We start from the raw sequence: 19,999 nt of genomic DNA, 5'->3' as shown, positions 1-19,999 counted from the left end.
TGCACAGGCTCTAAGCTTCTGTTTGTCGAGCATCTTTATCCGCTCAAACGATTCCGTTTGAACGGATGATGCTCCAGCTGCCTGCTGGAGAACTAACCCAGCCCGCCCATGGCCCGCATTGTGGCATCGCGCGTGGCCACCAGCGCTGCGAGCGTGATGGCCGCCTGCTTCACCGCCGGCGCATCCGCCGGGTCGGTGTCACTCACCTGCTCCTCGGCATCGGCCACGCCTTGGACCAGCAGTTCATGCATCTCGCCGAGGCGCTCCTTGATCTCATAGGGGTCGGCCTGTGGCATCGCCTGCCATTCGGCCACAATCCCCTCCACCTCGCGCGCCATGCGCAGGGGCACCACGCCCTTGGCCGCCAGGGCCAGCAGCCGGGCGAGGGCGGCATTCACCGGCTTGACCGGCCGCGCGGGTTTGACGGCCATGGGCCTTGTCTTTTCCGAAACGCGGCCTTATCGCATGTTCGCTAAATGTTCTCAAGCGGTGCAGAGGATGGTCTCAGCCCTGGCCCCGCCGGGCATGGTTCCTGCGTTATGGCCCATATCTGCCAGCGCCATGGAGGTTTTTCCCTGCCTGGGCGGTGTGGCCCATCACCCGGCGGGGAGCATCACCCCTGCCGATGCCCTGGCCGGTGCGAGGCTGGTGGCGCGCTGGTCGGCCTGACGCAGCCTGGCGAGGATGCGCGCGGCGGCCTGGCCATCGCCATAGGGGTTGGCGCGCTCGCGCTGCGGGGCCGGGTGGTCCAGCAGCCGGTTGGTGGCGGCCAGGATTTGCGCCGTATCGGTGCCCACAAGCTGCGCGGTGCCGGCCTTCACCGCCTCCGGCCGTTCGGTCACCTCGCGCAGCACCAGCACCGGCTTGCCCAGCGAGGGCGCCTCTTCCTGAATGCCGCCGCTATCGGTGAGCACCACCGCTGCGCGCATCAGCAGATGGGTGAAGGCGGCATAGCCCAGCGGTGGCAGAAGATGGATATGCGGCACGCCACCCAGCAGGCACAGCGCGGGCTCGCGCACGGCTGGGTTGAGATGGAGGGGATAGACCACCTCCACATCGCCACGCGCCGCGAGCTGCAGCAGGGCCTGGCAGATGGCCGCAAATGGCGCGCCGAAATTCTCCCGCCGGTGGAGGGTGACCAGAATGACGCGCCGCCCCGGCGCCAATTCGGGCAGCGCCGCCGCCAGCCTTGCAGCCAGCGCGGGGTCGGCCAGAATGCGCCCGCGCATGGCCAGCACGGCATCCACCGCGGTGTTGCCGGTGACCACAATTCGTCCTTGTGGCACGTTTTCGCGCAGCAGGTTGCGCCGCGCACCTTCGGTGGGGGCGAAGAGCAGGCTGGCCATACGGTCCACCACCACCCGGTTCATTTCCTCGGGGAATGGGCGGCCCAGATCATGGCTGCGCAGCCCGGCCTCGATATGGGCGATGGGCAGGCCGGCATAGAACCCGGCCATGGCGGCGGCCATGGCGGTGGTGGTATCGCCATGCACGAGCAGCCAATCGGGCCTTGTTTCAGCCAGGATGGGGCGCAGCCCTGCCAGCACTGCGGTGGTGATCCAGGTCAGGTCCTGGCCGGGGCGCATGATGTCGAGGTCATAATCCGCGACCAGGCCGAATTCGGCCAAGGCGCCATCGAGCATATGGCGATGCTGGCCGGTGACGCAGAGCAGGGAGCGGATGCCCGGCGCAGCCCGCATGGCCAGCAGCAGGGGCGCCATTTTGATGGCCTGCGGCCGCGTGCCGATGACGGTGAGAATGGCCTGCATGGCAGCACCATAGCGCGAATTTACCAGCCTTAAGCAATCTTCATCATATTATTCTTTGGCTGATGATTGGGTATCCTGCCGCGTCACAGCCCCACCGCCACGCGGCTGCATCCCCGTCGGCCAGCGCCGGGCCACGGGCTCGCCCTCATGGCGCGAGAACCAGGGCGAGAAGGCCGGGTCCTCGACTGAGAGGCTGTTCCAGCGCGCCTGAAAAGCCGCCAATTCCGCCCGGTGGCGCGGCCATTCGCCGGGCGCGTCATCGGGCGAGCGGCTGGCCGATTCATGGTGAATCAGCGTGGCATGCGGCGTCCAGACCGTGGCGAAGCCCCCCGCCCCGGCGCGCAGACAAAAATCAACATCATTATATGCCACGGCGAAATGCCGCGCATCAAAGCCGCCCAGCGCCGCCCAGCATGGCTGCGCGGCCAGCATGCAGGCGCCGGTCACCGCAGACAGATTCTGCCGGTGCCGCAGCCGGCCCTGAATGCCCCCCGCTTCGGCCGAGGCGCCGGCATACCAATGCCGGCAGGCGCCATTGAGGCCGATCATCACCCCGGCATGCTGAAGGCTGCGGTCCGGGTAGAGCAGCCGGGCGCCGACCACACCGGTGCCCGGCAGGGCCAGGCAGGCCAGCATCTCGGTCAGCCAGCCAGGCTCGATCACCTCGATATCATTGTTCAGCAGCAGCACCGGCCCCTTGGCCCCCAGCGCTCCCAGATTGACCAGCCGGGCGAAGTTAAACGGCCCCGGCGCGGCAATATGGCTGATGGCGCCCGTGGCGGCATGGCGGCGCAGCAGCCGCAATGCTGCCGGCTCGGTGGTGCCATTATCCACCACCATGATGCGCAGCGCGCGATGCGCCGTGCCATGCAGAAGCCCCTCGAGGCAGCGCTCCAGCATGGAGGATTGATCGCGGGATGGGATGACGACCGTGACCTCCAAGCCTGGGTCCACCGCCGGCATGGCCGGGGCGGGCAGCGTGGCCGGCGCATCGGCCTCGTGGCGGGAAAAGGCCGGGAAGGGGATATGGTAAATGCCGGCCGGCGGCAGCGCCGAAAGCGGCAAGGCCGCCACCTCACGCCGGTGCAGCACCGCCTGGCCAATATAATCCAACTCGCGCAGCAGCACCGGGTTGATGGCGGGTTTGCAGAGCAGCCCGGTCTCCGCACCCTGGTCATCATGCAGGGCTTCATCGGTGTAGAAGGCCTCGGCGTCGGGCGCCTGGGCGATGGCGTCACTGAACAGCGCCACCGCATCAGGGTGCAGCCTATGGCCCTCGGCCAGGGTCACCACCCAATCGCCCTGGGGCGGCAGGGCCTCGCCGGTGCGGCGAATGGCGATGGCGGCCAAGGGTGCGCGGCCTTGGTGGCGGAGCGAGAAACCCGGACGGGCATCCTCCAGCACGCGCCGATATTCCTGGCTTTCCTGCGGCATGGCCATGCCGGGGCGGGCGGGCAGGATGCTGATCTGTGGCGTGGCGTGTGCGAGGTGCAGCCGCAGCCCTGGTGCTGCGGCGATGCGTATCCGCCGCGTCACCAGCGGGTCCATTACCACCAGCCGCGCCGGCCCTTGGGTGCGGAGCGGGCGCCATTCATCGCGCGGCAACCAGCCGCGCCCCTGATCCAAATGGACCGCCGGGGGCCCGCCCGCCGCCTCCAGCGTGATGCAGAGCGGGTGCGCGACGGCCGGCAGGTCGAGCATCAGCGGCTGCTCGGGGCCTTGGGGGATGATGGGCGCGCCACTCTCCAACGCCGCCTTGGTGCGGGCGGCCTGCCTCTCGCCATCTGGCTTGGGGCGCATGTGGTAGAGGCTGAGGGCGGTGTATTCCGCCGCCGCCTCCTCGGCCCAATCCGGGTCGCGCAGCAATGCCTCGAAGCATTGCAGGCCCAGCATGATCTTACCGTTGTTTTTGGCGATATGGCCCAGTTGCAGCATGCCATCGGGCAGCGCGCGGGCGGCGGCATAGGCCAAGATCGCATCCTGGATGCGCCCGGCCTCCTTCAGCGCATGGCCCAGCATGATGGTGGCGGGCAGGTCGCCAGGCTCGTGCTGCAAATACGCATGGTAGTGGCGCACCGCATCGGGCCAGATGCGGGCCTCAAAGGCGGCGCGGGCGTGGTGCAGTGCCTGCACCGCGCCCTCGCCCGCTTTAGTACATATGCTGGCCGCCATTGATCGAGAGCGTGGAGCCGGTGACGAAATCGGCCTCATCGGCGGTGAGGAAGACCACGCCGCGGGCGATATCCTCGGCGGTGCCCAGGCGGCCGCGCGGGATGCGGGCGATGATTTTCTCGAGCACATCGGCGGGCACGGCGCGAACCATTTCGGTATCGACATAACCCGGCGCAATGGCATTGACCGTGATCTGGTTGCGCGCGCCTTCCTGCGCCAGCGCCTTGGTGAAGCCATGGATGCCGGATTTGGCGGCGGCATAATTCACCTGGCCCAACTGCCCGGCCTGGCCGTTGATCGAGCCGATATTGACGATGCGGCCGAATTTGCGAGCGCTCATGCCATCCCACACCGCCTTGCAGGTGTTGTAGCAGGAGCCGAGATTGGTATCGATCACGTCATCCCACATCTGGCGGGAGAGCTTGCGCATCATCGCATCGCGGGTGATGCCGGCATTGTTCACCAAAATCTCGATCGGGCCGTGATCGGCCTCGATCTGCGCAACGGTGGCGGTGACGGCGGCGAAATCGCTCACATCGAATTTATAGCAAGGAATGCCGGTGCGCTCGGTGAAGGCGGCGGCTGCGGCGTCATTGCCGGCGTAGCTGGCAACCACCTTGCGGCCGGCGGCCTGCAGCGCCTCGCTGATTGCAGCGCCAATGCCGCGCTGCCCACCCGTCACCAAAGCCAAACGTGCCATTTTCTTGCCCCTTGCTGGAAGGGTGTGGGTTGCACGCATCGCAGTGCAGTATCAAGGGCCTATTTACGGCGAAGCTTGAATAATGCCTGCTCACCAAACAGATTGGCCAGCCGGGCAGAACGCCGCCAGGGCGACTTCAACCCGTCATCATCGGCGGCGAGCCACTCCTCCACCACAAAGCCATCGCGCTCGCAAAGCTCGAAGAAATCGCGAATGGTGCATGGGTGGATATTGGGGGTTTCGTACCAGCCGCGATTCCAGGTGTTGGTCATCGGCATGCGGCCGGTCCAGGCCAATTGCCAGCGCACCGCCCAATGGCCGAAATTGGGGAAGGAGACGATGGCGTGCTGGCCAATGCGCAGCATCTGCCGCAGCACCTCTCGCGGTTTTTCCACCGCCTGCAGGGTGCGGGAGAGGATGACGAAATCAAACGCCGCATCGGGGTAGAAGGCCAGGTCATTATCCGCATCGCCGTGAATCACCGCGAGCCCGGCTGCCACCGCCCGGGTGGCCTCGGCCATGTCGATCTCAATGCCCCGCGCATCGGCGCCCTTGGCCAGCGCCAGATATTCCAGCAGCGCGCCATCACCACAGCCGATATCGAGCACGCGGGCGCCGGGGGTGATCATCTCGGCGATCAGCCGCAGATCAACCCGCATGTTTTTGGCGACGTATTGGATGGTGGTGTCAGGCATTACACACCCAGAGCCTTGGCCGCGCCGGCGACAAACCCGCCGAGTGCGGCATGAAACTCCGGCTCATCGAGCAAAAACGCGTCATGGCCCTTGTCCGATTTGATCTCAACGAAGCTCACCCGCGCGGCGGCGGCATTCATTGCCCGCACCAGGGCCCGGCTTTCGCTGGTGGGAAACAGCCAGTCGGAGGAAAAACTGGCGACGAAAAACCGCGTCGGCGTCTTGGCGAAAGCCTGCGCCAGTGACCCGTGCTCGGCCGAAAGGTCGAAATAATCCATCGCCCGGGTGATGGTCAGATAGGAATTGGCGTCAAACCGCCGCACGAAGCTGGAACCCTGGTAGCGCAGATAGCTTTGCACCTCGAAGACATCCTCAAGGAAGGTCACCGCATTGGCGCCGCGCAGCTTGCGGCCGAATTTGCGGGTGAGCGCCTCCTCCGAGAGATAGGTGATATGCGCCACCATGCGCGCCACCCCCAGCCCCTGGGCGGGTATCCGCCCCTGCTCCCAATAGCGGCCGGCGTAATAATCCGGGTCGGAATGAATTGCCGCCCTTCCCACCTCGTGAAAGGCGATGTTTTGCGCCGAATGATGCGAGGCGCAGGCAATCGGCGCCGCGGCAAAGACGGATTGGGGGAAGGTGGCGGCCCATTCGAGCACCTGCATGCCGCCCATCGAGCCGCCAATCACCGCCAGCAGCCGCCCGATGCCGAAGCTGTCCACCAGTAATTTTTGCGCGCGCACCATGTCGCGGATGGTGATGGTGGGGAAATCCGTGCCCCAGGGCGTGCCGTCGGCGCGCTTCTCGGCCGGGCCGGTGCTGCCCATGCAGCCGCCCAGCACATTGGCGCAGATGACGAAAAACCGATCCGTATCAACCGCGAGCCCTGGCCCGACCAGATTGGCCCACCAGCCGCCCTTGCCGGTAAGCGGCTGGGTTTCCGCCACATATTGGTCGCCGGTCAGCGCATGGCAGATCAGCACGGCATTGCTGCGCGCGGCGTTCAGCCGGCCATAAGTGCGGTAAGCCACCGTCAGCGGCGCCAATTGCACGCCACAATCCAGCATCAGCCCATCCGCGAAGACGGCGTGCTGGTGGTCGACCTCGGGGAAGGGCTGGATCAGCGACATCACAGCAAACGCATAAGCCCAGCCTGCCGGGGCTTCAACCTTGCTCGCATGGCGGTTATTGCTGCTGGTGATGAATACCCTCAGCGCCGTCCGGGCCCAGCTCGATGCGATCGACGATTCCATGCATGACCTGCTGATGCAACGGTCGGGCATTGTGGCCTCGCTTGCCGCCAGCCGGGCGAAAGCCGGCAGCACCATCCTCCGCCCGGGGCGGGAGGCCGATATCCTGCGCCGGCTGCTCGCCCGCCACGCCGGCCCGCTGCCCCGTGGCGCCCTGGTGCGGCTTTGGCGTGAGCTTTTCGCCGCCTCCATCCACCAGCAGGGGGGCTTCTCGGTGGCGGTTTATGCGCGTGACGCCGCGATGGCGCGGTTGGTGGCCGAGCATTTTGGCGCCCTGACGGCAGCCCGCACCCACCCCACCCCCGCCCGCGCCCTGGCCGCCGTCACCCGCGGTGAGGCCTCGGTGGCGGTGCTGCCCTTCCCTGAGGATGCCGATGCGCCGGAGATGGAATGGTGGCCGGCGCTGAACGCACCGCAGCTTTCCGTGGTCGCCCGGCTGCCCTTCTTCACCGAGGGTGAGGCCGAGGCCGATGCCCTGGTCGTCGCCCCCGGCGCGCCCGACCCTTCGGCCGAGGACCGCTCACTGCTGCTGCTCGAATCCGATAGCGAGCAGTCGCGCGGGCAATTGCTGGCCAGCCTCACCGCCGCGGGCATCACCGCGCGGCTGGTGCTGGTGCGCCGCGCGCCGGGCATTTCCCGCTTTCTGATGGAGGCCGATGGGCTGATCATGCCCGGCGACCCGCGCCTCGCCGCCCTGCCCTTCGACCGTGCCCGCATGCTGGGCGCCTATGCCGCGCCGCTGAGAGGTTTTTCCGGATGAACGCCATGCTGCCCCGCCCGACCATTCTGACCATCGAGCCCTATGCCCCGGGTGCCAGCAAGGTTGCCGGCGTGAACCGGATCACCAAACTCAGCTCGAATGAGGGCGCCTTTGGCCCGCCGCCCGGCGCCATGGCGGCCTTTATCGAAACCGCCGCCGAGTTGCACCGCTACCCCGATGGCGGCAGCACCGAACTGCGTGAGGCAATCGGCGCCCGCTTTGGCCTTGACCCTGCGCGCATCATCTGCGGCGCGGGCAGCGATGAAATTCTGCTCCACCTCATCATGAGTTATGGTGGCGAGGGGACGGAGCTGATCATGTCCGCCCATGGCTTCACCATGTACGACATCACCGGCCGCTATGCCGGCTGCCAGGTCATCAAGGTGCCCGAGCGCGACCTCAAGCCCGATGTGGATGCCATGCTGGCGGCTGTTGGCCCGCGCACCCGCATGCTCTGCCTGGCCAACCCGAATAACCCCACCGGCTACCTGCTGCCGCAGAGCGAAGTGGCCCGCCTGCGCGCCGGCCTGCGCGATGACGTGATGCTGGTGCTCGACGCCGCCTATGCCGAATACGTCACCGACCCGACCTATGATGCCGGCGCCGCCATGGTGGATAGCGCGCCGAATACGGTGATGACCCGCACATTCTCGAAAATTTTCGGCCTGGGTGGCATGCGGGTGGGCTGGGGCTATTTCCCGGCCCATATCGCCGACATCATCAACCGCATCCGTGGCCCCTTCAATGTGAATATCGCCGCCCAGGCCGCCGCCGTGGCGGCGCTGGCCGAGCCGGGCTGGGTGGAAAAAAGCATCGCCCACAACACCGAATGGCGGGCCAGGCTGGCAGCGGCGCTGGAAGCGGCGGGGATCAAGATCTGGCCCAGCGAGGGCAATTTCCTGCTGGCCGATTTCACCACCGCCGAACGTGCCAAGGCCGCCGATGCCGCGCTGAAGGCGCGCGGGGTGATCGTGCGCGGCATGGGCGGCTACGGCCTGCCGCATTGCCTGCGCATCACGGTCGGCACCGGCGAGGAATGCACCCTGGTGGCGGATACGCTCAGCGCCTTCATGCATGATCTTTGAACGCCTCTGCATCATCGGGCCGGGGCTGATCGGCGGTTCCATCGCCCGCATGGCGCGGGAGAGGGGCGGCATTGCCCGGCATGTCGTCACCTTTGCCGCCTCCGAAGCCTCCCGCGCCCGCGTGCGCGAATTGGGTTTTGTCGATGAGGTGGCCGATAGCCTGGCCGAAGCGGTGCGCGGTGCGGATGGGGTGATCCTGTGCATCCCGGTTGGTGCCTATGGCGCGGTGATGGCGCAGATTGCGCCGCATCTGGCGGAGGGCTGCATCCTCACCGATGCCGGCTCAACCAAGGGCTCGGTGGTGCGCGACCTCTCGCCGCTGCTGCCGCGAGGCGTGCATCTGGTGCCCGCCCATCCCATGGCCGGCACCGAGCATTCCGGCCCCGATTCCGGCTTCGCCACGCTGTTTGAGGGCCGCTATTGCATCATCACCCCGCTGGAGGGCGTACCGCCCGAGGCGGTGGCGAAGGTGCGCGCGCTTTGGGAGGCCGCGGGCTCGCTGGTCGAGACCATGGATGTCGCCACCCATGACAAGGTGGTGGCCATGGTCTCCCATTTGCCGCATCTCATCGCCTTCACCATTTGCGGCACGGCCGATGACCTGGCCGAGGAAACCCGCGAGGCGGTGCTGAAATTCGCCGCCTCGGGCTTTCGTGACTTCACCCGAATCGCCGCCAGCGATGTGGCGATGTGGCGCGATGTCTTCCTCAACAACCGCGAGGCGCTGCTGGAAATGCTGGCGCGCTTCACCGAGGATGCCCACGCGCTCGGCCGCGCGGTGCGCTATGGCGAGACGGAGTTCATCGAGGACCGGATCAGCCGCGGCCGATCGATCCGCCGCGGGCTGATTGAGCGGAAACAGGCCTAGCGGGCTGCTGAAAGGCGAGGGGAGATAAGGTCGAGGGGCTTTGCCCCTCGAGCACCCCAGCAGAAAACTTAGTTTCCTGCACCTTCGTTAGATTATTGATTTCAATAACTTTCAAAGGTCCAGGGAAATCATTTTCCTGGCGGGAGAGCGCGAAAGGACAAAGCCGCTTTCGCTCTTTTCCTCCGCAATCAGAGTGTGTCAGCAGCCTGCTGAGGCCTGCCCGCTGGTCTCATACCAGAAACAGGAACATCAGCACGAGCAGCGCCACGACGGCGATGATCGAGTATTTGGTTGCATTGGTGAAACCGGCCCAAAGGCTCTCGCGCTCGGCCAGGATATCGGCCGACTTCACTTCGACGAATTCATAGCTGGCTTTTTCGGCCATGGGTCAACCCTTCCTCGTTCAGCGCCATGAATAGAAAGACCGGCGCCCGGCGTCCAGTGACCCTTTATGGCGCCCAACCGCAGGCCAGCGCGCCGTCGCCGCTGGGGAGCATGGGCTGCCCACCCGTCACCATCGCCAAAGCCGCCGGATAGAGGCTGTGTTCCTGCGCCAGCACCCGCGCCGCCAGCGCCGCCTCGTCATCGGCCGGCAGCACCGGCACGGCGGCCTGGGCGATGATGGCGCCCTCATCCACCCCGGGGCTTACCCAATGCACGCTGCAGCCATGCAGCCGCACACCAGCCGCCAGCGCCCGGGCATGGGTGTCCAGGCCACGAAAACTGGGCAGCAGGCTGGGGTGGATATTGATCATCTTCCCCTGCCAGCGCCGCACGAAACCCTCGCCCAGCACCCGCATGAAGCCGGCCAGGGCGATGAACTCCACCCCATGCGCGACGAGCACGCGGTCCAACTCGGCCTCGAAGGCCTCGCGCTCCCGGCCCCGGCTGGTCACCACGGCGGTTGGCACGCTGCCGGTCAGGGCCAGCCCACCGGCATTTTCGCGGTTGCTCAGCACCAGCACCGGCCGGGCGGGATAGCCAGGTGCCGCCATGGCGGCCAGCAGCGAGACCATATTGCTGCCCCGGCCGGAGATCAGAATGGCCGTCCTCACAGCGCCAGGGGCTTTTCCATCACCACGCCATGGGCGCCTGCCTCCAGCCGGCCGATGCGCATGGCGCTCTCGCCCGCCTCAGCCAGCAGGGCCAGGGCGGCATCCGCCGCCTCAGGCGCCACCACCAGCACCATGCCGATGCCGCAATTGAACACCCGCAGCATTTCCTCGGTGGCGATATTGCCGGTCCGTGCCAGCCAGGAAAACACCGGCGGCGCCACCCAGGCCGAGCCATCCACCATGGCCGTCACCCCCTCGGGCAGCACGCGGGGTAGATTGCCGGGCAGTCCGCCGCCGGTGATATGCGCCGCAGCCTTCAGCAAGCCCTTGTGGTGCAGCGCCAGCAGCGACTTCACGTAGATTTTTGTGGGCGTCAGCAGCGCCTCGCCCATCGTGCCGGGGCCAAAGGGGCAGGGTGCGTCCAGCCCCAGCCCGCTCGCCGCCAGCACCCGCCGGGCGAGGGAAAAACCATTGGAATGCACCCCCGTGCTTGCCAGGCCCAGCAGCACGTCACCCGCCTGCACATCCGGCCGCGGCAGCAGCGCCCCACGCTCGGCCGCACCCACCGAGAAACCGGCCAGATCGTAATCGCCGGCATGATACATGCCCGGCATTTCCGCCGTCTCGCCGCCCACCAGGGCGCAGCCGGCCTGGCGGCAGCCCTCGGCAATGCCGGCAACCACGGCGGCGGCCTGCGCCACATCCAGCGCGCCCGTGGCGAAATAGTCCAGGAAGAACAGCGGTGTCGCCCCCTGCACCACCAGGTCATTCACGCACATCGCCACCAGGTCGATGCCCACGCTGTCATGCACCCCGGCATCGATGGCCAGCCGCAGCTTGGTACCCACGCCATCGGTGGCGCTGACCAGTACAGGATCGGTAAACCCGGCCGCCTTGAGGTCGAACAAGGCGCCAAAGCCGCCCAGGCCCCCCATTACGCCGGGGCGGTTGGTGCTGCGGGCGAGCGGTTTGATGCGATCCACCAGCGCATCGCCGGCCTCGATATCAACACCCGCCTCGGCATAGGTCATGCCGATCTTGCTTGAACTGGTCAGGGCAACCTCCGATACGGTATGGCATGGGATGAACGAGCCAGGTTTCCACATGCCGATCCGGTCTTTTAGCCATCTGCTACGCTGCGCGATACCGTCGCTGCTGCTTGCCCTGCCGCCGCTCGCGGCGCAGGAGAGCCCCCAGCGGCAAACCTCCATCGTGGTCGAGGCCACCGCCGCCGATGCGGTGCAGGCGCGCGACCGTGCCCTGGCCCAGGGCCGGCGCGAAGCCTATGCCCGGATGTCCGCCGCGACCGGCGCCCCCGGGGCCACCGCAAGCGATGCGCAGATCGAGGCCATGATCGCCTCGATCATCATCGAGCAGGAGCGGGTGACCTCCACCCGCTATACCGGCCGGATCACGGTGGTGTTCAACGGCGGCAATGCCAGCCCCTCTGCCCCGGCCAACCCCCTGGCGGCAGCGCCACCAGCCGGACAGCCGGCCAGCAGCTTCATCGAGGCCAGCGCCAGCTTCGGCAGCCTGCAGCAATGGCTGGGCCTGCAACGCCAGGTGCTGCATGCCGGGCCGGTGGCCAGCCTCGATATCATCGCCATTTCCACCGATGCCGCGCGGCTGCGCCTGGGGCTGCGAGTGCCGCAGGGTGATGCCCCAGGCGCCCTCATCGCCGGCGGCGTGGTGCTGAGCCCGCCCACCCGGCCTGGCGATGTCTGGCGGGTGGGCCTTGTCGGCGGGTGATGGACATGACCGGGAGCGGGTTTTCACCCTGCCCAATATCATCACCGTTGCACGGCTCCTCGCCGTGCCGGCGACGGTGTGGCTGATGCTTGCCCAGCGGCTGGACCTCGCCTTCATCATCTTCCTGCTCGCGGGTATCTCGGATGGCGTGGATGGGTTTCTGGCCCGCCGCCTCGGCCTGGAGAGCGAATTGGGCGCTTTGCTGGACCCGATAGCGGATAAGGCCCTGCTGAGCAGCGTGATGCTGCTGCTGGCCTGGCTGGGCCTGCTGCCGGTGTGGCTCGCGGTGCTGGTGGTGGGGCGCGATGTGATGATCATCGCCGGCTACGGGCTGTTATGGCTGCTGGGGCTGCGTCCGCCCATCGCGCCGCTGCTGGTCTCCAAGCTGAACACTTTCGCCCAGATCGCGCTGGCTGCGACGGCGCTGTGCGGGGCGGGTTTTGGCTGGCCGGGGCAGGGCGTGCTGGCGGCGCTGGTGTGGCTGGCGGCGGGCACCACCTTTGTCTCGGGCCTAGCCTATGCGCTGGGCGCCCGGCGCATGCTGACGGAGCAGCCATGAAGGATTTCGAGGAAGCGCCGCCCGGTGCCGGGCTGAGCCTGCCCACCGCCACGCCGCTGCAGCACCGGTTGATGGTGTTGGGTCTGATCGCCGCGGTCTTTGCCGTGCTTTGGCTGTTCTCGGCCATTCTCACGCCCTTCGTGCTGGCCACTTGCATCGCCTATTTCATGGACCCCGCCGCGACCCGCATGGCGCGTGCCGGCTTACCGCGCAGCCTGGCCGCCGCCCTGCTCTGCCTTGTGCTAATCCTGATCGGACTTTTGGGCCTGCTGCTGCTCTATCCGCTGATCCTGGCGCAGATCGGCGTGCTGCTGGCCCGCCTGCCCGCCTATGTGGCGACCATTGGCAGCAATGTGCGCGACCTCATGCTAGACCTGGAGGCTGCGGCAGGGCCTGAGGTGGTGGATGCCCGCCTGCGCGAACTCGTCGTCTCCCAGGCGGGGCAAATGATGAGTTTCCTCGGCACCGCGGCCACGAGGCTGATCGGTGGTGGCCTCGCCTTGTTCAATATTCTCACCCTGCTCGTGGTCACGCCGGTGGTGGCCTTCTACCTGCTGCGCGACTGGCCGGGCATCATGCAGCGGCTGGAGAATTGGCTGCCACGGCGCAGCGCCCCCACCCTCATGCAACTCGCCGGCGAAACCGACCGCATCCTGGGTGCGTGGCTGCGCGGGCAATTGCTGTGCTGCCTGGTACTGGGCCTGTTCTACGCCATTGCATTGACCGCCATCGGGCTGGAGTTGGGGGTGATGGTGGGGCTTTTCACCGGCGCGATTTCGCTGGTGCCCTATGTCGGCTCGCTGACCGGCTTCGTGGCGGCGCTGATGCTGGCGGTTGGCCAATGGGGCACCTGGGGCGGGGCGGGGCTGGTGCTTGCGGTGTTCCTGGCCGGGCAAATTCTCGAGGGCTATGTGCTCTATCCCAGGCTGCTGGGGGATAGGGTGGAGTTGCACCCCGTCTGGGTGGTGTTTGCGCTGTTTGCCGGCGGTGTGGCGCTGGGCTTCCTCGGCGTGCTGCTGGCGGTGCCGATGGCGGCGGCGTTGGGCGTGCTGACCCGGTTCTGGCTGCGGCGATACCTCGAGAGCCCGCTCTATCGGGACCCACCGCCGGGCTGAGCCCGGCAGGCCCAGCCGGGTCCATGTGGGCCGCACCTGGAAATACGCATATTGAACGCAACCGGCACCGCTGCTGGGGCGTTACGTCGCCACCTTTGGACCACGCTGCCTTCGCGCCGCGTGGTGCGGCCGTCGTCGAGAGGGTGATTCAGCGTTTTCGGCGCTTCCGCCGCAACGCATCATGCTCCAGTGTGCTGGCTGCGATGTTCAGATGCGGGACACGAGACAGCGCTTTGCCCCGGCGCGTGCGTGCCATCTTCCACCCTGAGCCTTCCCAGGAGCGTCATGCCGCATGTTCAGGTCATTCATCGGACGGAATACGCCTATGGCCGACCGGTGATGCTGACCACCCATTGCCTGATGCTCCGCCCGCAGGATAGCCACGATTTACGGCTGCGCGATGCGCGGCTGCTGGTGGAGCCGCAGGCGGCCTCCACGCGCTGGGCGCATGATGTTTTCGGCAATTCCGTCTGCATCCTGGAATGGCCGGCGGGGCTGCGCACCCGCAGCCTCACCATCACCTCGCGGCTAGAACTCACCCATTTCCCCGCCGGCCATGCCACGCCACGCGCCACGCTCGACCCCTCGGCCGAGCATTTCCCCTTCGCCTATGCCGCCTCGGAACTGGCTGATCTGGCCCGGCTGGCGGAGCCGCATCTGCCCGATCCCGGCCATGTGGTGCAGGCCTGGGCGCGCCGCTTTCTCGCGCAGGATGGCACCTTGGCCATGCTTGAGGCGATGAATGCCGCCATCCATCGCGAATTCATCTATCTCTCGCGCGAGGAGGAGGGCACCCAGAGCCCGGCCGAGACGCTGCGCCTGGGCTGCGGCGCCTGCCGTGATTTCGCATTGCTGATGATGGAGGCGGTGCGCAGCCTTGGCCTCGCCGCGCGTTTCGTCAGCGGCTATGTCTATGATGACAGCACGGGCGAAACCCGCGGCGGCGGCGCCACCCATGCCTGGTGCGCGGTCTATCTGCCCGGGGCGGGCTGGGTGGAATATGACCCGACCAATGGGCTCGTCGCCGGTGAGCATCTGGTGCGCATCGCGGTGACCCGCACGCCGGAGCAGGCGGTGCCGATTGGCGGCGGCTTCCTCGGCAACCCGCAGGATTTCGCCGGCATGCGGGTGGAGGTGCTCGTGCGGGCGGGCCATGAGCTGATGCCCGAGCCTTATGGCCTAACCATGCCGACCCAAAGCTGAGCGGCGAGCAGCGCGCCATGCCACTCGCCATTCGCGCCCTGTTTCTCGTCCTTCTGGCCCTGGTGCCCGCCGCCCTGGTCCAGGCGAATCTGGAGAATGAGGCGCGCGAGGAGCGCACACGGCAGGTCGGTGCCGAGGCGATGCGCCTCACCCGCCTCGTCGCCGGCCAGCAGCTGCGCATCTTCGAGGGCGCGCAGCATCTGCTCAATGCCATGGCAGCGCATGAGGCGCTGCGCGCGGGCACCCCCAGCGCCGCATGCGATGCCTTCCTGGCCCGGCTGCTGGGCGGCTATAGCCGCTATCTCGCCGCCAATCTCTTCGACCGCGATGGCCGGCGCATTTGTGCCGCCAAGCCAGAGCGGCCGGGCGCCAATGTGGCCGATAGGGGGTATTTCCAGGCCGCCCTGGCCGGTGCGCCCTTTGTGGTGGGCGAATACACCATAGGCCGCGTCAGTGGCCTGCCCAGCCTGCATTTCGCGGCACCCCTGCGGGATGATGCCCAGGCGGTGGTGGGGGTGGTGGCGGTGGCGCTCTCGCTGGAATGGATGGGCCAGGACCTCGCCGCCCTACCACTGCCCGAGGGGGCCGCGGCCACGATTATTGATAGCCTGGGTGTGATACTCGCCCGCGCGCCCGCCGGCGGCGCCTCTATCGGCACCCGCGTGCAGGGCTATGCCCTTGATGCCGCCACGGCCATGCGGAGCATGCTGCGCGATGGCCCCTCGCTGGATGGCACGCGGCGGATCGCCGGCTTCATTCCGGTGCCGGCGGCGCCGCATGGGCTCACCGCCGCCGTGGGCCTTTCGGCCGAAAACGGCCTGGCCAGCGCCCTGGAGCGCAACCGCCGCAGCGCCTTTCTCATCATCGGCTCGCTGCTGCTGGGGCTGAGCTTTGCCATCATCGCCTTCCACATCGTGGTTGAGCGGCCGGTGCGGCAATTGCTGGAGGCCGCGCAATCCTGGTCGCGCCAGGATTGGGGCGCGCGGGTGGGCCGGCTCAGCGGCGGGCGGGAATTCGAGCGCATCGGCAGCGCGCTCGACACCATGGCCGATGCGCTGGAGCGCGCCGAAGCCGCCCGCGTGGCCGCCGCCATTCGGGTCAAGGCGCTCTCCGATGTCAGCCCACAGGTGGTCTTCACCGCCGATGCCCAGGGCAATATCGATTGGTTGAACGGCTATTGGCACAACCTCACCGGGCGCGACATCGCCCATACCAGGGGCATGGGCTGGCTGCGCGCGGTGCATCACGCTGATCTGCGCCGCGCGGTGGTGGCTTGGCGCGCCGCCCTGGCCGAGGCGGCGGCCGGGGGCTTGGGCGAATTCCACGTCGAATTGCGGCTGCTGCGCGCCGAGGACCGGGCCTGGCGCTGGTTCTTCTGCCGCGCGGCGCCAATCCGCGACACCGATGGCGAAGTGACTGCCTGGGCCGGGGTGGCGCTTGATTTCGATGAGCTGCGCCGCGCGCGTGAGGCATTGGCGCAGCAATCCCAACGCCTGCAGGCCACCTATAGCAACGCCCCGGTGGGCCTGTGCCTGCTCGACCGGCAATTGCGTTTCCTGGCGGTGAACACGCTTTTCGCCGAGATTCAGGGCACCAGCGCCCAGGCGCATCTGGGCCAGGCCCTGGCCGTGCTGGCACCCCGGCTCTCCGCCACCCTCGCGCCGCATCTCAGCCGGCTGATCGCCGAGGGCGAGCCCGTCACCGGCCTGGAAATCGACGCGACCCAGCCGGCGCAGAATGGCGAGGTGCCGCTGCGGCGGGTGCTGCTTTGCGGCTTTCACCCCGTGCTGGGCGATAGCGGCGAGGTGGTGGCGATCAGCGGCTCCATGCTCGACATCACCGCCCGCAAACGCGCCGAGGAGGCCGAGCGGCTGCTCTCGCGCGAGGTGGATCACCGCGCCAAGAACGTGCTGGCGGTGGTGCGCAGCCTGGTGCGCATTTCCGCCGCCGAAGCGCCGCATGATGTCGAGGCGCTGGTGCAGGTGCTGGAGGGCCGCATCTCCGCCATGGCGCGGGTGCATACCCTGCTCTCCCGCGCCGGATGGGAGGGGGCGGATCTGCGCGATATCGCACTCGAAGAGACCGCGGCCTATCGCAGCCAGGCGGAACCTGAGGGGCCGCCGCTGCGCCTCGTCGCCCAGGCGGCGCAGGCCTGCGCGATGGTGCTGCATGAACTCGTGACCAATGCCGCCAAGCATGGCTGCTTCTCGCTGCCGCATGGCCATTTGGCGCTGCGCTGGGAGCGCGTGGGGGATGGCGCGCGGCTGAGTTGGACCGAGCGCGGCGGGCCCCTCCTCACCGGCGCGCCCTCGCGCTCGGGCTTTGGCACCCAGTTGATCGACTGCAATGCCGGCAGCCCGCTTGATGGCCATATCGAACGCCATTGGGAGGCCGAGGGCCTGCGCTGCGTGCTGCATATCGGCCCCGGCGCCTTGCTGGCCGAGGGCGGCTGAGCGGGTTTTCACCCCTCTATGGGTTTTGTTGCAACGCAGCGCGCGCTGCGGCGTTTCCACCCCGCCGCAACCCCGCCGCACCCCATGAGGGAGAAACCCATGTCCAACACCATCTATGCCCTGGCCGATGACGTCCAGGCCGAGCTTGCCCATCTGCGCCAGCAGGTGGACGGCCTGATGACCCAGAGCATCTCGCCCACCGTCAGCGCCCTGGCCCACCGCGCCGAGGATGCCGCCCATGCCGCCTCCCATGCCGTGACCGCCAAGGCCGATGAATTGAGCGCGACGGTGAAGGCGCAGCCCCTGGCGGCCATCGCGGTGGCCGGGGCAGCCGGTTTCCTGCTGGCCGGGTTGTTCAATTTCATGTCGCGGCGATGAGCCTGCGGGCCCTCCAACTGCTGGGCATTGCCGCGCGGGCGGAGGGCCTGCGGTTTCGTCGTGGCGCGGCCCGTGGCATGCGCGGCATGGTGCTGACCTCCATGGCGGCTGGCCTGGGCCTGCTGGCGCTGCTGCTGCTGCATCTGGCCGCCTGGCTGTGGCTCACCCTGTGGCTGGATGCGCTGACAGCCAGCCTGCTGCTGGCCCTGGCCGATAGCGTATTGGCCGGCCTGCTATTGCTGCTGGCCCGCCCCCGCCCTGACCCGGTGGCCGAGGCGGCGCTGCTGATCCGCCAGGAGGCGCTGCGCGAGGCGGCGCAGGTGTCGCTCTTGGCAGAGGCCGCGGCACTGCTGACCGGGCGCTCCGCTACCGCCCTGGCCGGGGGGCTGGTGGCCGAGGCACTGCGCCATGCGTTCACCCGGCGGTGAGGGCTGGGGCGTGCGGGTACACGAATAGGGAGGAGTGAGATCGAGGGGCTTTGCCCCTCAAGCACCCCAGCAGGGTCGACATGTATGTCGAACCTGGTGGGAGAGCGCAAAGCCCTTTCGTTCTTTTCCTCCGCATCGGCGTTTTTCAGCAGATTTCTAAAGAACGCCTGTCAAATACAAGATGATCAGCAGCGGGATAGGCACCCCAAATGCCCAGAGCAGAATCATTCGCATGGCGGCCTCCCTTACATGCGACTGAAACGCCCCGTATCGGCTGGAGTTTCCGCCCTACCTGGCCCGCGCCGCCAGCCAGCCGCCGCCGGCCACCAACGCCATCGCCGCCACCAGCCGTGCCTCCAACGCGGCCTCGCCACTGGCCACCAGCAGCAGGGTGGAGGCCACGGGCACGGCATAGGCGAGCGTACCCAGCAGCCGCGGATCACCCCGCTTCATCCCCTCATCCCAGAGGAAAAACGCCGCCCCCACCGGCCCCAGCCCCAGCAGCAGCGCCGCCCCGGCCTGTCGTGCATTCGGCCAGACCCAGGCTTCGAACAGCCCATGCGAAAGCCCTGCCAGCACCGCCGAGGCGAGGCAGAACCCCGCCACAGCCTCGCTCGGCACGCTGGCCAGGCGGCGCGACAGCACGGAATAGAACGCCCAGGTCACCGCCGCGGCCACGGCGCAGGCAAAGCCCGCCCAGGCTTCAGGCGCGAAGCGCGCGCCCGAGGCCAGCAGCAATGCGCAACCGGCAAAGCCCAGCGCCACCCCCACAAGCCGCGCGGGCCCCAGCCGCATGCCCAGAATGGGCGCGGAGAGCAGCACGATCAGCAGCGGCCAGAGATAATTCAGCAGCCCCGCCTCCACCGGCGGTGCCCAGGCCAGGGCGGCGAAATACAGCGCGTGATAGCCAAACAGCCCGCCCACGCCATGCGCCCAGACCAACGCAGGCTGGCGCAGCGCGGAAAGCCGCCCGCGCGCCGCCACCACTGCCACACCCAGCACCCCGGCCACGGCAAAGCCCATGGCCGTGAGCTGCAGGGGCGGAATGCCCAGCGCCCCGCGCGCCAGCACCGCCAGAAACGCCCAAAGCGCGAGCGCGCCGCAGCCCGCGAGGGTGGCGCTTTTCACACCCCGCCGGGGAGCGGGTGGTAAGGCAGCCCCACCATGCGCGTGCCGTAGCGCGTCACCCGCTGCCAGACATCGCCGGTGATATAGGGGTCCTCCGCCCACCAGGCCTCGGCCTCGGCATCCGAGGCGTGGGCGGTGATGGCGATGGAGCCCACCATGGTCTGACCACGCATAATGGCGCCGCCCATGGCCAGCAGGCCGGTTTCGGCCGCGCTGATCACCCGGGCGAGATGGCTGGCGCGCACCGCGGCGCGGCGCGGCGGCGCTTCGGGGTCAGTGCCATCCAGCCCGATGCTGATGGTGTGGGTGCGGCTGGTGGCAGTGGGCGCGCCGGGTTGCGGCAAGGGCCGATAGGGCAGGGTGGCGATGGCAAAGGGCAGCACCTCGAAGCGCGACCACACGGCTTCACGGGCGAAGGGCTCCTCGGCGATATACTCCTTCACATGGGTCTCATCGGGCACATTGAGGATCATCAGCGAGCCCATGGGCTGGAAGGCCGCATCAAATAAGGGCGTGCCCAGCGCCAGCCTGCCATCGGCTGCCCAGCGGGTGATGACCTCCCGGTGCCGGCCGATCGATTCGGCGCGGCGGGAGGGATCGGTGCTGTCAAAGGCGAGGATTGCGAAGCCCAT

Annotated in this window: 21 protein-coding genes; 10 read left to right on the top strand and 11 right to left on the bottom strand. The window is 67.9% G+C overall.

Annotated elements, in window-relative coordinates:
- Window positions 1-92: 92 nt before the first annotated feature.
- From ABWP84_RS00855 to ABWP84_RS00830, 6 genes are all read right to left on the bottom strand, one after another.
- Complete coding sequence (locus ABWP84_RS00855; RefSeq protein ID WP_353210085.1) at window positions 93-431, bottom strand: hypothetical protein; 339 nt, start codon at window positions 429-431, stop codon at window positions 93-95.
- Window positions 432-596: 165 nt separating this feature from the next.
- Entirely contained in the window at window positions 597-1,769 is a 1,173-nt protein-coding gene (gene wecB, locus ABWP84_RS00850) for a non-hydrolyzing UDP-N-acetylglucosamine 2-epimerase (protein WP_353210084.1), read from the bottom strand.
- Between the two features lie 48 nt (window positions 1,770-1,817).
- Complete coding sequence (locus ABWP84_RS00845; RefSeq protein ID WP_353210083.1) at window positions 1,818-3,941, bottom strand: glycosyltransferase; 2,124 nt, start codon at window positions 3,939-3,941, stop codon at window positions 1,818-1,820.
- Window positions 3,919-4,641 (bottom strand): acetoacetyl-CoA reductase, encoded by a 723-nt coding sequence (phbB, locus tag ABWP84_RS00840; protein WP_353210082.1) that lies wholly within the window; start codon window positions 4,639-4,641, stop codon window positions 3,919-3,921. The genes ABWP84_RS00845 and phbB overlap by 23 nt, the downstream gene beginning before the upstream one ends.
- A 59-nt stretch (window positions 4,642-4,700) precedes the next feature.
- Entirely contained in the window at window positions 4,701-5,300 is a 600-nt protein-coding gene (gene metW / locus ABWP84_RS00835) for a methionine biosynthesis protein MetW (RefSeq protein ID WP_353210127.1), read from the bottom strand.
- Window positions 5,301-5,335: 35 nt separating this feature from the next.
- Entirely contained in the window at window positions 5,336-6,466 is a 1,131-nt protein-coding gene (locus tag ABWP84_RS00830) for a homoserine O-acetyltransferase (protein WP_408904225.1), read from the bottom strand.
- Between the two features lie 70 nt (window positions 6,467-6,536).
- On the opposite strand from ABWP84_RS00830, the gene ABWP84_RS00825 reads away from it, so the two are divergent.
- The 3 genes from ABWP84_RS00825 to ABWP84_RS00815 are packed head-to-tail and all read left to right on the top strand — an operon-like array spanning window position 6,537 to window position 9,299.
- Complete coding sequence (locus ABWP84_RS00825) at window positions 6,537-7,346, top strand: chorismate mutase (protein ID WP_353210125.1); 810 nt, start codon at window positions 6,537-6,539, stop codon at window positions 7,344-7,346.
- Window positions 7,343-8,431: a histidinol-phosphate transaminase gene (gene hisC / locus ABWP84_RS00820; protein WP_353210081.1), complete on the top strand. Its 1,089-nt coding sequence runs from the start codon at window positions 7,343-7,345 to the stop codon at window positions 8,429-8,431. The genes ABWP84_RS00825 and hisC overlap by 4 nt, the downstream gene beginning before the upstream one ends.
- Window positions 8,421-9,299: a prephenate/arogenate dehydrogenase family protein gene (locus ABWP84_RS00815; protein WP_353210080.1), complete on the top strand. Its 879-nt coding sequence runs from the start codon at window positions 8,421-8,423 to the stop codon at window positions 9,297-9,299. The genes hisC and ABWP84_RS00815 overlap by 11 nt, the downstream gene beginning before the upstream one ends.
- A 229-nt stretch (window positions 9,300-9,528) precedes the next feature.
- Here the strand turns inward: ABWP84_RS00815 and ABWP84_RS00810 are convergent, their stop codons facing one another.
- The 3 genes from ABWP84_RS00810 to purM all read right to left on the bottom strand — a co-directional run bounded on the left by ABWP84_RS00810 (window position 9,529) and on the right by purM (window position 11,385).
- Entirely contained in the window at window positions 9,529-9,684 is a 156-nt protein-coding gene (locus tag ABWP84_RS00810) for an aa3-type cytochrome c oxidase subunit IV (protein WP_353210079.1), read from the bottom strand.
- Window positions 9,685-9,748: 64 nt separating this feature from the next.
- Window positions 9,749-10,315: a phosphoribosylglycinamide formyltransferase gene (gene purN, locus ABWP84_RS00805; RefSeq protein ID WP_408904226.1), complete on the bottom strand. Its 567-nt coding sequence runs from the start codon at window positions 10,313-10,315 to the stop codon at window positions 9,749-9,751.
- Between the two features lie 35 nt (window positions 10,316-10,350).
- Window positions 10,351-11,385, bottom strand: coding sequence for a phosphoribosylformylglycinamidine cyclo-ligase (purM, locus tag ABWP84_RS00800; RefSeq protein ID WP_353210077.1), 1,035 nt, complete (start codon window positions 11,383-11,385; stop codon window positions 10,351-10,353).
- 73 nt (window positions 11,386-11,458) lie between these two features.
- Here purM and ABWP84_RS00795 point away from each other — a divergent pair, with 73 nt between their 5' ends.
- The 7 genes from ABWP84_RS00795 to ABWP84_RS00765 all read left to right on the top strand — a co-directional run bounded on the left by ABWP84_RS00795 (window position 11,459) and on the right by ABWP84_RS00765 (window position 18,239).
- A complete protein-coding gene (locus tag ABWP84_RS00795; protein WP_353210076.1) occupies window positions 11,459-12,103 on the top strand; it encodes a hypothetical protein in 645 nt (214 codons plus the stop codon).
- A complete protein-coding gene (locus ABWP84_RS00790; protein WP_353210075.1) occupies window positions 12,090-12,662 on the top strand; it encodes a CDP-alcohol phosphatidyltransferase family protein in 573 nt (190 codons plus the stop codon). The genes ABWP84_RS00795 and ABWP84_RS00790 overlap by 14 nt, the downstream gene beginning before the upstream one ends.
- The gene (locus ABWP84_RS00785; RefSeq protein ID WP_353210074.1) at window positions 12,659-13,777 is read left to right on the top strand and encodes an AI-2E family transporter; all 1,119 of its coding nucleotides are present in this window, start codon (window positions 12,659-12,661) and stop codon (window positions 13,775-13,777) included. The genes ABWP84_RS00790 and ABWP84_RS00785 overlap by 4 nt, the downstream gene beginning before the upstream one ends.
- Before the next feature lie 285 nt (window positions 13,778-14,062).
- Window positions 14,063-14,980: a transglutaminase family protein gene (locus tag ABWP84_RS00780; RefSeq protein ID WP_353210073.1), complete on the top strand. Its 918-nt coding sequence runs from the start codon at window positions 14,063-14,065 to the stop codon at window positions 14,978-14,980.
- A 17-nt stretch (window positions 14,981-14,997) separates the two neighbouring features.
- The gene (locus tag ABWP84_RS00775; RefSeq protein ID WP_353210072.1) at window positions 14,998-17,433 is read left to right on the top strand and encodes a PAS domain-containing protein; all 2,436 of its coding nucleotides are present in this window, start codon (window positions 14,998-15,000) and stop codon (window positions 17,431-17,433) included.
- Window positions 17,434-17,532: 99 nt separating this feature from the next.
- On the top strand, window positions 17,533-17,811 hold the full coding sequence (locus tag ABWP84_RS00770; protein WP_353210071.1) for a hypothetical protein: 279 nt from the start codon (window positions 17,533-17,535) through the stop codon (window positions 17,809-17,811).
- Window positions 17,808-18,239, top strand: coding sequence for a hypothetical protein (locus ABWP84_RS00765; RefSeq protein ID WP_353210070.1), 432 nt, complete (start codon window positions 17,808-17,810; stop codon window positions 18,237-18,239). Before ABWP84_RS00770 ends, ABWP84_RS00765 begins: the two co-directional genes overlap by 4 nt.
- 288 nt (window positions 18,240-18,527) lie before the next feature.
- On the opposite strand, the gene ABWP84_RS00760 is transcribed toward ABWP84_RS00765, so the two are convergent.
- Window positions 18,528-19,367: a DMT family transporter gene (locus tag ABWP84_RS00760; protein WP_353210069.1), complete on the bottom strand. Its 840-nt coding sequence runs from the start codon at window positions 19,365-19,367 to the stop codon at window positions 18,528-18,530.
- Entirely contained in the window at window positions 19,364-19,999 is a 636-nt protein-coding gene (locus tag ABWP84_RS00755; RefSeq protein ID WP_353210068.1) for a YciI family protein, read from the bottom strand. The genes ABWP84_RS00760 and ABWP84_RS00755 overlap by 4 nt, the downstream gene beginning before the upstream one ends.

It is taken from the genome of Rhodovarius sp. (genome assembly GCF_040399605.1).
Lineage (GTDB): Bacteria > Pseudomonadota > Alphaproteobacteria > Acetobacterales > Acetobacteraceae > Rhodovarius > Rhodovarius crocodyli_A.
This window is presented reverse-complemented; position numbering and strand designations above follow the sequence as displayed.

Bases quoted from the DNA above. Each gene is read 5' to 3' on its own strand.
- hisC (WP_353210081.1), top strand. From the start codon at position 7,343: ATGAACGCCATGCTGCCCCGCCCGACCATTCTGACCATCGAGCCCTAT.
- purN (WP_408904226.1), bottom strand. From the start codon at position 10,315: ATGGTCTCGCTGCTGGCCGCCATGGCGGCACCTGGCTATCCCGCCCGG.
- ABWP84_RS00825 (WP_353210125.1), top strand. From the start codon at position 6,537: ATGAATACCCTCAGCGCCGTCCGGGCCCAGCTCGATGCGATCGACGAT.
- ABWP84_RS00810 (WP_353210079.1), bottom strand. From the start codon at position 9,684: ATGGCCGAAAAAGCCAGCTATGAATTCGTCGAAGTGAAGTCGGCCGAT.
- ABWP84_RS00770 (WP_353210071.1), top strand. From the start codon at position 17,533: ATGTCCAACACCATCTATGCCCTGGCCGATGACGTCCAGGCCGAGCTT.
- ABWP84_RS00755 (WP_353210068.1), bottom strand. From the start codon at position 19,999: ATGGGCTTCGCAATCCTCGCCTTTGACAGCACCGATCCCTCCCGCCGC.
- ABWP84_RS00855 (WP_353210085.1), bottom strand. From the start codon at position 431: ATGGCCGTCAAACCCGCGCGGCCGGTCAAGCCGGTGAATGCCGCCCTC.
- ABWP84_RS00830 (WP_408904225.1), bottom strand. From the start codon at position 6,466: ATGTCGCTGATCCAGCCCTTCCCCGAGGTCGACCACCAGCACGCCGTC.
- phbB (WP_353210082.1), bottom strand. From the start codon at position 4,641: ATGGCACGTTTGGCTTTGGTGACGGGTGGGCAGCGCGGCATTGGCGCT.
- ABWP84_RS00780 (WP_353210073.1), top strand. From the start codon at position 14,063: ATGCCGCATGTTCAGGTCATTCATCGGACGGAATACGCCTATGGCCGA.
- ABWP84_RS00845 (WP_353210083.1), bottom strand. From the start codon at position 3,941: ATGGCGGCCAGCATATGTACTAAAGCGGGCGAGGGCGCGGTGCAGGCA.
- ABWP84_RS00795 (WP_353210076.1), top strand. From the start codon at position 11,459: ATGCCGATCCGGTCTTTTAGCCATCTGCTACGCTGCGCGATACCGTCG.
- ABWP84_RS00765 (WP_353210070.1), top strand. From the start codon at position 17,808: ATGAGCCTGCGGGCCCTCCAACTGCTGGGCATTGCCGCGCGGGCGGAG.
- wecB (WP_353210084.1), bottom strand. From the start codon at position 1,769: ATGCAGGCCATTCTCACCGTCATCGGCACGCGGCCGCAGGCCATCAAA.
- ABWP84_RS00815 (WP_353210080.1), top strand. From the start codon at position 8,421: ATGATCTTTGAACGCCTCTGCATCATCGGGCCGGGGCTGATCGGCGGT.
- metW (WP_353210127.1), bottom strand. From the start codon at position 5,300: ATGCGGGTTGATCTGCGGCTGATCGCCGAGATGATCACCCCCGGCGCC.
- purM (WP_353210077.1), bottom strand. From the start codon at position 11,385: ATGACCTATGCCGAGGCGGGTGTTGATATCGAGGCCGGCGATGCGCTG.
- ABWP84_RS00775 (WP_353210072.1), top strand. From the start codon at position 14,998: ATGCCACTCGCCATTCGCGCCCTGTTTCTCGTCCTTCTGGCCCTGGTG.
- ABWP84_RS00785 (WP_353210074.1), top strand. From the start codon at position 12,659: ATGAAGGATTTCGAGGAAGCGCCGCCCGGTGCCGGGCTGAGCCTGCCC.